The 13297-nt window shown below is 69.7% G+C and carries 13 protein-coding genes; 4 read left to right on the forward strand and 9 right to left on the reverse strand.

All coding sequences use genetic code 11. The annotated features are described in order from the left end of the window. The 6 genes from ACJ8AN_RS10820 to ACJ8AN_RS10845 all read right to left on the reverse strand — a co-directional run. Positions 1-1744 (reverse strand): kelch repeat-containing protein (locus ACJ8AN_RS10820; protein WP_407755213.1); only part of this gene is annotated, 1744 nt, incomplete at its 3' end. 113 nt (positions 1745-1857) lie between these two features. After that, the gene (locus tag ACJ8AN_RS10825; RefSeq protein WP_407755214.1) at positions 1858-2517 is read right to left on the reverse strand and encodes an oxidoreductase; all 660 of its coding nucleotides are present in this window, start codon (positions 2515-2517) and stop codon (positions 1858-1860) included. A gap of 49 nt (positions 2518-2566) precedes the next feature. Then, positions 2567-3676: an AraC family transcriptional regulator gene (locus ACJ8AN_RS10830; RefSeq protein WP_407755215.1), complete on the reverse strand. Its 1110-nt coding sequence runs from the start codon at positions 3674-3676 to the stop codon at positions 2567-2569. A gap of 11 nt (positions 3677-3687) precedes the next feature. Continuing rightward, positions 3688-4227 carry a zf-HC2 domain-containing protein gene (locus ACJ8AN_RS10835; protein WP_407755216.1) on the reverse strand — a complete coding sequence of 180 codons (540 nt, stop codon included), beginning with the start codon at positions 4225-4227 and terminating at the stop codon, positions 3688-3690. Next, on the reverse strand, positions 4224-4826 hold the full coding sequence (locus ACJ8AN_RS10840) for an RNA polymerase sigma factor (RefSeq protein ID WP_407755217.1): 603 nt from the start codon (positions 4824-4826) through the stop codon (positions 4224-4226). The genes ACJ8AN_RS10835 and ACJ8AN_RS10840 overlap by 4 nt, the downstream gene beginning before the upstream one ends. A 176-nt stretch (positions 4827-5002) precedes the next feature. Continuing rightward, complete coding sequence (locus ACJ8AN_RS10845; protein WP_407755218.1) at positions 5003-5473, reverse strand: PaaI family thioesterase; 471 nt, start codon at positions 5471-5473, stop codon at positions 5003-5005. A 30-nt stretch (positions 5474-5503) separates the two neighbouring features. Here ACJ8AN_RS10845 and ACJ8AN_RS10850 point away from each other — a divergent pair, with 30 nt between their 5' ends. Continuing rightward, the gene (locus tag ACJ8AN_RS10850) at positions 5504-6862 is read left to right on the forward strand and encodes a hypothetical protein (protein ID WP_407755219.1); all 1359 of its coding nucleotides are present in this window, start codon (positions 5504-5506) and stop codon (positions 6860-6862) included. Positions 6863-6977: 115 nt separating this feature from the next. Continuing rightward, positions 6978-9371 (forward strand): ATP-dependent helicase, encoded by a 2394-nt coding sequence (locus ACJ8AN_RS10855; protein WP_407755220.1) that lies wholly within the window; start codon positions 6978-6980, stop codon positions 9369-9371. On the opposite strand, the gene ACJ8AN_RS10860 is transcribed toward ACJ8AN_RS10855, so the two are convergent. The 3 genes from ACJ8AN_RS10860 to ACJ8AN_RS10870 all read right to left on the reverse strand — a co-directional run bounded on the left by ACJ8AN_RS10860 (position 9343) and on the right by ACJ8AN_RS10870 (position 12020). Beyond that, complete coding sequence (locus tag ACJ8AN_RS10860) at positions 9343-11100, reverse strand: M48 family metalloprotease (protein ID WP_407755221.1); 1758 nt, start codon at positions 11098-11100, stop codon at positions 9343-9345. The genes ACJ8AN_RS10855 and ACJ8AN_RS10860 overlap by 29 nt on opposite strands. Before the next feature lie 7 nt (positions 11101-11107). Then, positions 11108-11581: a hypothetical protein gene (locus tag ACJ8AN_RS10865; protein ID WP_407755222.1), complete on the reverse strand. Its 474-nt coding sequence runs from the start codon at positions 11579-11581 to the stop codon at positions 11108-11110. 226 nt (positions 11582-11807) lie between these two features. Beyond that, the gene (locus tag ACJ8AN_RS10870; RefSeq protein WP_407755223.1) at positions 11808-12020 is read right to left on the reverse strand and encodes a hypothetical protein; all 213 of its coding nucleotides are present in this window, start codon (positions 12018-12020) and stop codon (positions 11808-11810) included. Between the two features lie 144 nt (positions 12021-12164). On the opposite strand from ACJ8AN_RS10870, the gene ACJ8AN_RS10875 reads away from it, so the two are divergent. Further along, positions 12165-12656, forward strand: a complete 492-nt coding sequence (locus ACJ8AN_RS10875) for a hypothetical protein (protein WP_407755224.1) — start codon at positions 12165-12167, stop codon at positions 12654-12656. Positions 12657-12701: 45 nt separating this feature from the next. Further along, positions 12702-12998 carry a hypothetical protein gene (locus ACJ8AN_RS10880; protein ID WP_407755225.1) on the forward strand — a complete coding sequence of 99 codons (297 nt, stop codon included), beginning with the start codon at positions 12702-12704 and terminating at the stop codon, positions 12996-12998. The last annotated feature ends 299 nt before the right edge of the window (positions 12999-13297 follow it).

The following is a 13297-nucleotide window of genomic DNA, read 5'->3' on the forward strand; positions in this document are numbered from 1 at the left end:
AGGAGTTGGTGGCTGGGTCGTACAACTCCGCGGAGTTGAGGTGGCCGCTGCCTCCGCTGCCCCCCGTGACGAGCACCTTGCCGGAGGGGAGCAGGGTGGCGGTGTGGTGGTAGCGAGCCGTGGCCAGGGTGCCGGCGGAGGACCAGGAGTTGGTGGCCGGGTCGTACACCTCCGCGGAGTTGAGGTAGCCGCTGCCTCCGATGCCCCCCGTGACGAGCACCTTGCCGGAGTTGAGCAGGGTGGCGGTGTGTTGGTAGCGGGCGGTGGCCATGATCGTGGCGGCGGACCAGGAAGTGGTGGCCGGGTCGTACAACTCCGCCGCGGTCGAGGGGCCGCCATTGACGCCTCCCGTGACGAGCACCTTGCCGGAGCTGAGCAGGGTGGCGGTGTGGTACTGGCGGTTGGTGCTCATGGTACCGGCGGCGGCCCAGCCCGACGCGCACGCTGGCAGGCCCGTCAGGGTGAAAGCCTTCGAGGCCGAGACACCGTAGGCATTGGTGACGGAGGCGGTCACGGCGGTGGTCGTCCCCGTCACCGCGCAGGAAGGCGCCGTCCACACGACATGGCTGGTGGTGGCAGTGTTCTGCGCCCCAGCCAGCGAGCCCCCCATATTGGCCACCCAGGAGAACGTCATGGTGCTGGACTGCGGGTCCATGGCGGTGACGTCGAAGGTCACCGTCTGGCCAGGCGAGGTGGTGGCGGCGGACTGGTAGTAATTGGTGAACTGGGCGGGGAAGCGCTCGGTGGTGGCGGCGGCCACGCAGAGGTTGATCGTCCCCTTGTTCGTGCCCGTGCGGCCGTCCTGGACCGTGACGGTGAGCAGGCAGTTGCCACACGCGCCGGACGGGATGGCGGAAGGGACGAAGGTGGCGGTGCTGGACGTCGAATTCGTCCAGGTGCCGGGGCAGCTCGAGGGTGCTGTCCACTGGTAGGTGAGGGGATCTCCATCCGCATCCAAGGCGGTGGCGGTCACGTTGACGGACTGACCCACGTCCAGGCGGGTGCGAGAAGCGGTGACCTTGGTGACCACGGGGTAGAGGTTGAAGGAGATGGTGAGGTTCGCGCTGCCGCTGGTGGCGCTCGAGATGACGTTGACGGCCAGGGAGATCGATGCGGCCGCCCCCTGCGAGTCCGTCACGGTGAAGGTGAGGGTGTAGATGCCGGCGGAAGAAGGCGCCGTCCACGAGCTGTTCGCGGCCGTGGAGGTCGCGAAGGAGCCGGCGGTGCCCGTCCACAAGTAGGTGAGGGTGTCCCCCGTGTTGGGGTCATGGCTCGTCGTCGTCAGGGTGATGGACCCGCCTGTCTGCACCGTGGTGATGGAGGCCACAATGGAGTCAATGACGGGGCCGTCATTGCCGTAGGCCGGAGGCGGAGCAATCTCCTGGAGGGTGATGGCCACCGCGGTGGTCTGGTTGGCGCTGATGGTGACGCCGGAAGCCTGCCCCTGGAAGCGCTTGGTGCTGGTGGAGTCGTAGGCCTCGGCGAGGAAGGTGCGGTTGGCGCCCGTGGGGATGTTGCCGATGATTCCGCCCCAGGAGCCGTTGAACTTGGCCAGGTCCAAGGTCATGGTCGACATATCCGAGGCGGAGATCGTCACCTTGACGCGGGTGATGTCACTGGCGGAGAGAGCCTGCACTGAGGCGGCGAATTGGACGGAGCCGGTGGGCTGCTGGGGCGAGGTGCATGCCGCCAGCGAGAGCAGCAGCACCGCCACGAGACAGGGGAGACTTCGGAGAGAAGGCATGGTCTTCACTTTCGGAGGGCCGACCTGGCCCTGCTGAAAGTGAAGGAGTCGGCGAGCAGGAAAATGATGCACACAATCTGCGCGCTGCTGCGCCCCGGGCCGTGCCCCTCGCGCTACCGGCCGAGCTTCTGCAACTCCCCGGAGGGAACCACCCGCGTGCCCTTCGGGGCCTCGAGCGCCAGGGCGGCCATCGCCCGCGCCACGGTCCGCGCCTCGATGGGACGGCTGGCCAGTGGGCGCAGCAGCGGCGCGAGCAGGCGCGAGGCGATGATGGCCGCGTGCTCGCCCGGGCGGCTCTCCGCGCGCGCTCCGAGCAGCAGCGACGGCTGGGCGATGATGAGCGACTCGAAGCCCATGCCCGCGAGCGCCTGCTCCACCTCGCCCTTCACGCGGTTGTAGAAGACGCGCGAGCGCGGATTCGCTCCGAGCGCCGTCACCACGAGGAAGCGTTGCACGCCCGCCTTCTTCGCCGCCTGGGCGAAGGCCAGCACGGCGTCATGATCCACGGCGCGGAAGGCCTCCTGGCTGCCGGCCTTCTTGAGGGTGGTGCCCAGGCAGCAGAAGGCGTCCTGGGCGGCGGGCAGCGCCGAGTCCTCGAGCCGGGCGAAGTCCACCGTGTGCTGGGCGAGCTTCGGGTGCTGCTTCGGCAGGGGGCGGCGGCCCAGCGAGTGCACCTGCTGGTAGCGCTCGTCCCCGAGCAGCGTGTCGAGCAGGTGGCCTCCGACGAGCCCGCTCGCGCCAGCCACGAGCGCGGTGCGCTTTTGCGTTTCCATGTGCTGGATGCTCAGCACATCCGGCGAGTGGGCGCCAGGGGGCGCGCGCTCAGTGGACGCGCGGGGGCGGCCCGCTGATCCGGTCCGGAGGCGCCGCGGGCGGGGAGATGGGACCCCGCTGGGCCGAGACCGAGCGGAAGTCATTGGTGAGGAAGGCGAGCACCAGGGGCAGCGACGGCGGATTCTTGCTGAGCGCCAGGCCGCACACGTCGAGGTAGTCGCTCACGTAGATGCCATTGGCGTTGCGGTAGCGGATGCAGCGCCCGTCGTCGCGGCGCTCGTCCTCGCGCAGCAGCTCCCGGGTGTTGATGCCCTTCTTCATCACCAGCTTCTCCGGGCCCAGCTCGATGGACACCTGCTCGTTGCCCCACACGCCCTGGATGAAGGTGGCGGGCCCGCCCGTGCGCACGGTGACGTTCACGGGGAGCTGCCGCAGGGTGCCCTTCACCGTGTTGCCCACCAGGGTGAGCACGTCGGACTGGTTGCTCTTCCAGGCGCCGTCCGGCTGCGGGGAGAACCGGAACATGCCCGCGTCCACCCGCTCCGCGTTGAACAGGGCATCGCCGATGCGGCCCGAGGGCAGGGCCCGCGCAGCCCGGTCGGCGATGAGGTTGGTGACGGCCACCGAGGCGTCCACCGGCTCGAAGCGCACCGCGCCAATCCACGCCTTGCCGGTGCCGCTGAGCATCAGCCCGGCCATGATGGCCTTGGCCTCCTGGGGCACGTCCAGCACCACCTCGTAGCGCTTGCAGTCCGTGGTGCCCACCACCGCGCGCGACTGCATGTTGTCGAAGGCGAGCGGCTCCTTCGGATCCTCTCCCTCCACGCGCATCCACAGGCCCGTCCAACCCTGCACGTCCTCGGTGCGCACCACCGCGGAGAAGCGCAGCCGCTTGCCCCGGAAGCCCTGCGCCGCGAAGGCCTGCATGAAGGTGCCGTAGCCGTTGGGGCTCGGCTGGAGCGAGCGCAGGAAGGCGCTGCGGTTGCCCTCGCAGGGGCTCTGGGTGTCCAGGCCCGCCTCGTACAGCTTGGGGGCGCTCTCGGTGACGAACCACCCCGCGGGCAGGCCCTTCTTGTCGTCCGCGGCCGAGGCCTGGCCTCCCACGGCGAGCGCCGCCATCCACAGGAGCGCCAGGAGCTGCTTCATCCGGAAGTTCATGGCGGTACCTTTCACAGCGAATGGGGCCCGGAGTCGTTGAAGGCGCCCGCGGGGAGTCCGGCGTAGCCCTCGTAGCGGGGCACCTCGCCCACGCCCTGGGGGTATTGCACCAGCAGCCCGCGCGCCAGGGCCTCCGAGGCGCACGTCTCCTGGCTGTCCAGGTCCGGGCAGGCCACCAGCCGCTCGGGAGACTCCGGCAGCTCCACCGGCAGCGCCAGCACCGGGAAGTCCTCGTCCTGGGTCCGAGGGTGCACGGCCCGCTCGGGGCGGAGGACGAGCAGCGTCACCGCCGCCGCGGCCGCCATCATCACCCCCGCGGCGGCGGAAGAGCGGGCCCGGCTCCAGAAGGCCGGGCGGAGGACGTTCGAGTGCGCGGCGGGGGCCTGGGCCACCTCGCGCAGCTGCTCCTCGAGAAGCGCCTCGTGCTGGAGGACGAGGGCGCAGGGAGGGCAGTCGAGGGTATGGGCCTCGAGGGCGGCCGCGGCTTCCGGTTCCAACGCACCGAGGACGTACTGCTCGGCGTCGGCCGGGCGGATGTGCGGCGGGTTCATGGTGCTTCCTCCTCGAGGGCGCTCCGCAGCTTCTTGCGGACCTCGCACAAAATTTGTCGGACGCGCTGTACGGACAGGCCGACGCGCGCGGCCACTTCGGCGTGCGGCAGCTCCTGGCCGTCGCACGCCAGTTGAAAGACACGCTGGGCGCTCGTCGAGCACTCGCGCAGGGCGGCCTGGGCCCGCTCCAGCTGCTCCTCGGACAGCAGGCGCCGCTCGGCGGAGACGGACGGGTCCACCGGGTGGTGGGCCTCGGGCAGCTCCTCCACCGGGCCGGCCAGGGACTCGCGGCGGGTGCGGCGCGCCTCGTCGGCGGCGAGGAAGGCCGCCTGGGTGAGGGCGAGGTTGGGCAGGCGCAGCTCGGGGAGCATCCCCTTCTGCTGCTGCTGGATGAGGCGGGCCCACGTCTCCTGGGCGATTTCATGCGCCCGGTCCACGCGGATGCCCCGGGCGAGCAGCGAGACCACCACGCGCCGGTGGTAGCGGGAGATGAGGGCATTCCAGGCGGTGCGCTCCCCGTTCAGGGCACGGCGCGTGAGCTCGGCCTCGTCCTCCAGCGTGCTCCCCCCCGGTCGCGCGCTCTCCTCTGGCTGTCGCACCACGCTCCGAACTGGTTGCACCAAGGCCACACCCATCGTGTCTTCCCGAGTCTCTTCCCGAGCTTCCGCGGGCCCGCGGGGGTCTCGCTGCTCCCCGGTGCCTGGGAAACGTCCGGTGTCGGTGGACATATCGATGGGGGTGGACGGGGCGGGGGGCGCGGGCTTTGGAGGGGGCTTCAGTTGACGGCGGGGCTGTCGCCCGAGGCCCATTTCATCCGGGACAGCTTCACCACGCCCTGGCAGCGGGCACACACGTGACCCTCCGCGTCATACATCCGGGCGGAGGCGAAGAGGGTGGAGGTGCCGGCGTTGTCGATGGTGGCCTCGATGCGCACGGTGTCGCCGCGCACGGGGCGCTCGAAGCTCATGGACAGCTGCATGGTGGCGGCGCGGCGGGTGGGGTCCAGGAGGGCGGGCGTGCAGCCGATGGCGTAGTCGAAGAGGGCGGAGATGATGCCCCCGTTGATGGCGGAGGTACCCAGGCCGCCCCGGTGCTCGGAGCGGACCTCGGGGAGGGAGACGACCACCTTCTGGCCCTGGGGGAAGCTGAGCTGCGCGCCGAACAGACGCATGGTCTGACTGCGGTTGAACTGTTCGGCGTAGCGGTCGAGCTGCTCCTGGGTGGGACGGGCCTCGGCGTCGGACATGGGCGCGACTCTACTGGTAGAACGTCGGGCATGCCTCGCCTGTCGCGTCTCCGGGTGCTCGTGCTGCTGGCCATGTCGGGGTGTTCGGGTGTTCGGGCCTGTGGGACCTCCGAGCAGGCCCCGGTCCAGGCCTCCCCACAGGCCGCCGCGGCGCCGAAGCCTTCCACTCCGCGTGTGGCCGTGCCGCCGCCGGAAGCACGCTACGCGAAGACGTGGCTGGTCATCATCCACTCCTCGGCCACGCCGGGGGAGGGCAGCGGGGCGCTGGAGGCGCTGAAGAAGACGGGGCTGCCCGCCGAGCCGTACCGGCTGTCCACCAACGCGTTCAGGGATTTGCGTCCGTGCCTGGAGGTGGTGGTGGCGAAGGCCTTCGCGGCCCGGGCGGAGGCGGCCGCCTACCAGCAGCAGCTGGCCGGGGCGGGCGTGGAAGCCTACGTGAAGAACGCCGGGCCGCTGGAGCCGGAGCGCGAGGCCAGGGACGCCTTCTGCCGCGCCAGCGCCGAGGCCCATGCCGCGCGCGCCGAGTCGCTGAAGCACCAGACGGTGCCGCGCTTCGTGGAGTCGCACGCGGGGCGCACCTTCATGCTGCTGGGCGAGGCGAGCGAGAGCGTGGCGCTCGAGCCGATGGATGCGCGCCGGAGCCTGTGGATGGGGGCGGTGGCGCAGGATCCGACGGGCCTCTTCGCGAAGGGCGACAAGGTGGACCTGTACGGGGCGGAGGGCCCGGTGAAGGCGGGCTGCGAGGTGACGGGGTTCGCGTGGATCAACCGGGGCGTGCCGCACTTCGGCTACTTCCAGCAGGAGCCGCCGCCCGAGGCGCCGGGGTGTGGCCGGGCGTGGGCCTTCGCCGAGCTGGACTGCGCGGTGGAGCCGGAGGCGCGGGTGTTCGCGCTGCCCGCGGGCACCCAGGCGCCGGTGTTCTTCACGTCCGCAGACGCGCCCTCCGACGAGGTGAAGGCCGCGCAGGAGGAGGCCCTGAGGCGCTCGCCGCGCTTCGCCGCGCTGCGCTCCGAGGGAGCCATCCAGGCCGAGCAGGTGCAGGAGGAGCTGAGCGAGGAGGTGAGCACGTTCAGCTACGGCTCGGGGGAGCGGCACGCCGTGTTCACGGTGGCGCGCTTCCGCACGGGCGAGGGCAACTCGCTGTGCGGCTCGGACTACAACCAGCAGGTGACGCGGGCGGTGGTGCGGGAGCCGGGAGGCGCTGAGCGGCCGCTGCCGGTGAAGGAGCTGGCCGGGGACGAGGTGGTGGGGGTGCTGGACCTGGAGGGGGACGGGCAGGTGGAGCTGCTGCTGCACGAGTCCTGGCCCTCGCAGGCGGTGCGGCTGATCCGCGAGGACGGCACCGAGGTGGCCGGAGCGGCGGTGGAGAACTGCGACTGCGGGTGCTGAGACCCGCACCTGGGCGCTGAGCGAGGCTCCCCGACAGGGCAGGCGAGCGGGCCCCTGCGTGGAACATCCTTCCGGATGGGCGGAAACTCGTTAGAAGCAGGGTTTGCCTCTAGAAATGGCGCCTGCCTTGAACGCCCAGAACGAACTCCTCAAAGACCTGAACGAGCCCCAGAAGGAAGCGGTCCTCCATGGGGACGGTCCGCTCCTCGTACTGTCGGGCGCGGGCAGTGGGAAGACGCGCGTCATCACCCGCCGGGTGGCCCACCTGGTCCAGGTGCGCGGCGTCTACCCCTGGCGCATCCTCGCGGTGACCTTCACCAACAAGGCCGCGCGGGAGATGAGGGAACGGCTCGCCCACCTGCTCGGCGGTCAGGCGCATGAGCTGGTGGTGAGCACCTTCCACTCCTCGTCGTCGATGATTCTCCGCCGCGTCCTGCGCGACCCCGCGGTGGCGGGGGATGCGTCGCAGGAGTCGGTGACGGGAGGACTGACCCCCTCGTTCGTCATCTACGACGACGGGGATCAGCTCAACCTCGTCAAGCGCGCCATGCGCGAGGTGCGGGTGGACCCGATCATGCAGCCGCGGGAGATCCTCCACCGGATTGATCAGGAGAAGAACGCGGCGCGCCTGCCGGACGACATGGAGGTGGACTCGGAGGACCTGCGCGGAATGGTGGTGCAGAAGACCTACCGGGCCTACCAGCGGCTGCTGCGCGCGGCGAACGCGGTGGACTTCGGGGACCTGCTGCTGCTGCTGGTGGCGCTCTTCCGCAGGCGCCCGGACGTGGTGGCGCAGTACCGGCGGCGCTTCCAGCACATCCTCGTGGATGAGTTCCAGGACACCAACCCGGTGCAGTACGAGCTGCTTCGCCTGCTGGCCCCGCCGGAGCGGCGTCCCAACCTGGTGGTGGTGGGCGATGACGACCAGTCCATCTACCGCTGGCGCGGGGCGAGCGTGGACAACATCCTCCACTTCCCGGTGCAGTACGAGGGCGCGAGGGTGGTGAAGCTGGAGCAGAACTACCGCTCGGACCAGAACATCCTGGACGCGGCGCACGCGGTGATCGCGCGCAACACGCGGCGCATGCCCAAGAAGCTGTGGAGCGACCGGCCCAAGGGCGAGCACCTGCAGCTGCTGATGAACCGGGACGAGCGCGCCGAGTCGCAGGACGTGGCGCGGCGCATCCACGAGCTGCAGCGCGAGGGGTTCATCAAGTACTCGGGGATGGCGGTGTTCTACCGCACCAACGCGCAGAGCCGCGTGCTGGAAGAGGCGCTGCGGCTGGCGCGGGTGCCGTACACGCTGGTGAGCGGGCGCAGCTTCTACGACCGGGCCGAGGTGCGGGACGCGGCGGCCTACCTGCGGCTGATGGTGAATCCGCGCTCGGACGCGGACCTGCTGCGCATCATCAACACGCCGGCGCGAGGCATTGGCGACACGACGGTGGAGCGGCTGGTGGACTGGGCGCAGCAGGCGGGGGTGAGCCTGTACGAGGCCACCGCTGCGCCCGAGCGGATTACGGGGCTGAACTCGGCGGCGGTGCGGCGGCTCACGGGCTTCCACGCGGTGGTGTCGTCGCTGCATGCGTACGCGCAGGAGACGAAGGACGCGGCGAGCGCGGTGGACCAGATGCTGAAGGAGTCGCACTTGGTGGAGTCGCTCGAGACGGAGGCCAGTGACGAGTCGATGACGCGGGCGGAGAACCTGCGCGAGTTCCTGGGAGCGGCGCAGGAGTTCGACCTGAACCGGGCGGCGGCGGCGGTGGCGGCGGCGTCGGTGGGGGACGAGGAGGGCGAGGAGGACGTGCCCGAGCGGCCACCGGAGGAGGAGGGCCTGGACGACTCGCCGCTGACGGCGGACGTGCCGCCGCTCAACGCGTTCCTGGAGCAGATCAGCCTGGTGGGCGAGGCGGATGCGGAGGTGGGCGAGGGGCGCGTGGCATTGATGACACTGCACGCGGCGAAGGGGCTCGAGTTCGACGCGGTGTTCATCACGGGGATGGAGGACGGAGTCTTCCCGCACTCGCGAGCGCTGGCGGCGGAAGACCCGGACGGGGAGGAGATGGCCGAGGAGAGGCGGCTCTGCTACGTGGGCTTCACGCGGGCGCGCAAGCGGCTGTTCATCAGCCTGGCGCAGTGCCGCTCGCTGTTCGGCGAGCTGCGCTACAACCCGCCCTCGCGCTTCCTGCGGGAGGTGCCGCAGTCGCTCTTCGGCATCGCGGAGCAGGAGTTGGAGACGCCGGCGCCGAAGTCCGCGCCGATGGTGGTGCGCAAGCGCAACTGGGCGGACGAGGACGACGGGCCGCGCATCGATCGGACCTACTCACAGGCCTCGGACATGGACGGGGTGGGCGGGGACGTGAGGGGGATGCGGGTGCGGCACGAGCAGTTCGGCATGGGGAAGATCATCTCGACGGACGGCAGCGGGCCGAACGCGAAGGTGACGGTGGAATTCGGAGGGGGCGTGGGCCTCAAGCGCGTCATCGCCCGCTTCCTGCTGCCGGGCTGACCTCCTCTCCCTCTCCCTTCGGGCGAGGGTCGGGGTGAGGGTCGTGCGCCTCCCCGGCTGCGTCAGTTCCGGGCGCACCTCGGGGAGGGGCCTCCGCGTGGGGCCCGGAAGTCCGAGCGGGCGCGGCCAAACGATGGGCCAGGAGCCCCGCTCCCAGGCTCACCGTGAAAATGCAAGCCTGGCTCAGCTCCACCGCCACCCCCGTGAGCTGGCTTGGCGAAGGCACGGGTGCGCCCCTTGTAAGCGCCACCGTCGCCGCCACGAACATCGTTACGAACCCCGTTACGAATAGGGCCGCCGCTACCAGCACCAGGATGCCGAGGAGCGAGAGGAACGCCCGCGTGAGACTGGGCCGTTCGCGTCGCTGCTCCCGGGTGCTCACCAGGGACACCTTCCCGACGGCCCAGAGGAGCACCGCCAGGGTCGGCAGGATCAGGAGTCCATCCCATATGACTCCCTCCTTCACCCCCTCCTCGGGGAAGTTCAGGTAGAGCAGCTCCACCACCAAGAAAGCCCACCCTGGCAGAACGAAGAACAGGACGCTCCTCAGTCCGGAGGACCGCGTGCCGGAGTCTCCTCTCCCCGAGGTCCGGCTGCGGACCCAGTAGAAGCGGTAGGCAATCCACACGACCCACGTGCTGGCGCCCAGGGCCATCCCGAGACAAACGATTCCCACGGAGGTGGCGAAGGCCTCGTCGGAGCTGCTGGCCTCGAGGGCCGCGGCCACGGCCTCGAGATCGGTCAGGGAGGTCACGCTCCACGACAGCACTGTGAGCCACAACAGCGCCATGCTTAAAAACAGCGTGGAAAAGAAGGCCGCCGTGGCCAGTCCCAGCTTCGCCTCGACTCGCGCGCCCAGGCGGCCACGAAGGAAGGGGAGGGTGGAACGCCAGCGCAAGTCGGGCTGAATGAGCCACGTGCGCAGCCGCTGGAGCACGTTCCGTCGGCCCGCCTGCGCCGCACGCCGGGCGAGCTGCCGTTCCAGCAAGGCCTCCATGGGGTGCCGCTCCCCCAGCACCTTCACGGCGAAGGCATCCGCCTGGACCTCGCGAGCCACGAGCAGCGCGCTCCAGGCGAGCGCCATCACGAGGGCCATGAGCACGGGTCCGGTCACGAAGAGGACCAAGGCCAGGTCAGATGGATTCGGCTCCACGACGAACGTCACACACCAGAAGGAGAGGCACAGGAGCGCGAACCAGGCCAGCGTCCGCATGAGGCTGAGCATCCGCAGGAACCGCTCGACGTCCCGGGCGGCGATGTGACCCGCCTCATGGGCCAGCGCGGCTTCCATGAGGCGGGGGTTGCTCGCGTAGGTGTTCAAGAATCCAACGGTCATCTCCACCACCGGCCCGCGTTTGCTGCGCAAGGTGGAGAGCACCACCGCGGACTCGGGGAGCAGGACGAGCCTCGCGGAGGCATCCCCCGAGAACGCCCGGAGTTTGTCACCCAGCGCATCGAGTGTGTGCTGGAGGCGGGGACGCACGGGAGTGACACCTCGGGCCGCGCGCTCCTCCAGCCTGTGCTTCTGGCGCCCGTGGATGACACGCCAGGTCACGAGGAACGTCACCATGGCTCCCCCGGTGATGACGGGCCGGTTCAAGCCGAAACCAAGGCTCAGGCCATAGCAGAACAGGGCCAGCAGGTTGAGGGCGCACGCGAAGAGCCCCAGCCAGCACACCTGGTAGAACGGCCCCAACTCGGCCATCTGGGAATTGGGCTGCTTCTTCATGACGGGCTCAGCTGACAGCCGCCAGGCGCTGACCGGCGCTGACCCCGGAACTCCAGACCTTCTCCGCCGTCTTCCCCGCCCGTCCGGCATCCCAGCCCGCCTCGATGAGGGCGGTGGTGATGGTCGCCACGGTCTTCTCCTTGCGTACGGCCTCCGGGGCCGGCGCCAACCGGAACGCCCGCATGAGGCGCGCCAGGAAGGACGTGGCGGCGGTCTCGGTCCCCTTCTTCACCACGTGCTCGATGAAGGACTTCGCGATCATCACCACGAAGCTGACGAGCACGGGCCCCACCAGGCTGGCGAACCCGGCCCCGGGAATACCGAAGGCCCGCTCGTCGGAGCCCTTCTGCAGGAAGCTCTCGGGGGTCTCCACGTAGAGGGCGGCGGTGTCCGCCTCGTCGGGAGCGACGTCGTCGAGCAACCGCTCCACCTCTTCGATCAGGATCTCCTCCGCCTGAGGCAGCCCTTCCTTCGCATGCATGGAGCCCTCCATGACCTTCCTCCCGAGTCCGTCACGAGGGGGTGCTACGAATCACGGACTTCAGGAGGTAGAGGGAGGACCCCGGGTTTGTGACATCCGGGGGAGATGCTCGACAGCGCCCTGGTGCTCCGAGCGGACTGCCTTGGTGGTGCCCAACCTGCTCGAGGAGCAGCCTTGAAACTCGACAGCGGCCGTCCTCTCGCCTTCAGCCCCAGGCCGCTGACCTTCAGTGGACCCCATCCACCTGCGTGTCATCGAAGGTGACGATCACCGCCTTGGGCGTGCGCTGGACCTTCTTGTTGATGAAGCGCGTGGAGTCGGCAGGCTGGCTGCCGGAAGCCGCGGTGTCCTGGGCGAACGCTGCGTAACTCGCACTCGCGGTTCCGAGGGCAACAGCTGCTGCGACGATTGCGAGGAACCGTCTGGGGAACTGGCGCATTTTCGCTCCTCCGGTGAGAGCTTGGCCACTCCTCCATGAAGTGGTTCCAAACTGGATTGAGTCACCAGGGTGACGGTGTGACGCACCGGCATTCCCGCTACCGTACGCGCTCGAACCCTTGGCCAGAGGCAACGAGCCAACCAAATGGCCCAGCAGAGCAGCACGTTCCAGTACCAGATCGGCGTGATGTATAACCACGTGGTGAGCCGGAAGCTGGCGGAGCTGGCCGGGTACAAGACCGCCCAGGAGTACTTCAGCCAGCAGGTGAAGGCGCTCTCGCAGTCCACCCTGACGAACTACGGCATCGTGGCCAGTAGCTTCGACGCGGACACCTGCATGCAGTACGGCATGTACCGCCTGCGTGCCGTGATCCGCTACCTGGATGCGGTCAGCGCCACCGCGCCGACGGATCCGAACACCCTGGTCCTCGACGTGCCGCAGGACGACGGCAAGATGGTGAAGAAGCCCTTCGCCGAGTGCAGCGTGGACGACGTGGAGAGCGCCACGCGGGCGAAGCGGGCCGCGCCCGCGGCGAAGGTCCCCGTGGCGGAGTTGGAGCGGCTCACCCAGGCGCTCCAGGACGGCATGGACGCCGAGCCCGCCCTCTCGGTGCCGGGGAAGCACGCCTCCGCGTGACGTGAATCCCTGGAGGGCAGGGACGACACCACGCTGTGGAAGCCCTTGAGCGAATGCTTCGTGGACGAGGTGCGGCGGACCACGCGGGCGGTGCGCAGTCGCGGCAAGGCACGTATCGCGGTGACGGATGCCGTGCGTTCGCTGTTCCTCAAGGACAGCATCGAGCAGCACTTCAAGGACATTGCCACGGTGCGCCTCAACGCACGCAACCAGGATGGCAAGACACTCGTCACCCTGTATGACGTACCGGTGGAGGAGATGGAGCGGCTCGTCCAGGCGCTGCAAGCCGGGATGGAGGCGCAGCCCGCGTCACTGCGTGCGGAGAAGAAGCAGGCCGCGTGAACGTGGGTTGAATGGGCGGGGAGGGGCACCGGGCGGAGCTGCGCGGTGTTCCCTCCCTGTTCTTTTTTCACAGGTGTTCCACCGGCTGCCTTCGGGCACGGCCATGATGCGGAGCGCGAAGGCCCCGCCGCGCCGTGCAGCAGCCGTACGGAGTGCCCACGGCGCGGTACGGCGCGGTTGCTGACGGTGCAGATCCCTATCACCCGCCAATGGGCTTGGCTTCCGGGCGCGCGATGAGGCCCGCGCGGTCGAGCAGGTTGCGCACGCGCACGGTGAAGGCCACGTGCTCGGGGTTGCTC

Origin of the sequence: Archangium sp., assembly GCF_045802675.1 — a bacterium.
Classification (GTDB): domain Bacteria; phylum Myxococcota; class Myxococcia; order Myxococcales; family Myxococcaceae; genus Archangium.

What these genes read in the sequence shown, in the direction of transcription:
- ACJ8AN_RS10875 (WP_407755224.1), top strand. Translation starts at nt 12,165, where the DNA reads ATGGCCCAGCAGAGCAGCACGTTCCAGTACCAGATCGGCGTGATGTAT.
- ACJ8AN_RS10850 (WP_407755219.1), top strand. Translation starts at nt 5,504, where the DNA reads ATGCCTCGCCTGTCGCGTCTCCGGGTGCTCGTGCTGCTGGCCATGTCG.
- ACJ8AN_RS10830 (WP_407755215.1), bottom strand. Translation starts at nt 3,676, where the DNA reads ATGAACTTCCGGATGAAGCAGCTCCTGGCGCTCCTGTGGATGGCGGCG.
- ACJ8AN_RS10870 (WP_407755223.1), bottom strand. Translation starts at nt 12,020, where the DNA reads ATGCGCCAGTTCCCCAGACGGTTCCTCGCAATCGTCGCAGCAGCTGTT.
- ACJ8AN_RS10860 (WP_407755221.1), bottom strand. Translation starts at nt 11,100, where the DNA reads ATGAAGAAGCAGCCCAATTCCCAGATGGCCGAGTTGGGGCCGTTCTAC.
- ACJ8AN_RS10835 (WP_407755216.1), bottom strand. Translation starts at nt 4,227, where the DNA reads ATGAACCCGCCGCACATCCGCCCGGCCGACGCCGAGCAGTACGTCCTC.
- ACJ8AN_RS10855 (WP_407755220.1), top strand. Translation starts at nt 6,978, where the DNA reads ATGGCGCCTGCCTTGAACGCCCAGAACGAACTCCTCAAAGACCTGAAC.
- ACJ8AN_RS10865 (WP_407755222.1), bottom strand. Translation starts at nt 11,581, where the DNA reads ATGCATGCGAAGGAAGGGCTGCCTCAGGCGGAGGAGATCCTGATCGAA.
- ACJ8AN_RS10845 (WP_407755218.1), bottom strand. Translation starts at nt 5,473, where the DNA reads ATGTCCGACGCCGAGGCCCGTCCCACCCAGGAGCAGCTCGACCGCTAC.
- ACJ8AN_RS10825 (WP_407755214.1), bottom strand. Translation starts at nt 2,517, where the DNA reads ATGGAAACGCAAAAGCGCACCGCGCTCGTGGCTGGCGCGAGCGGGCTC.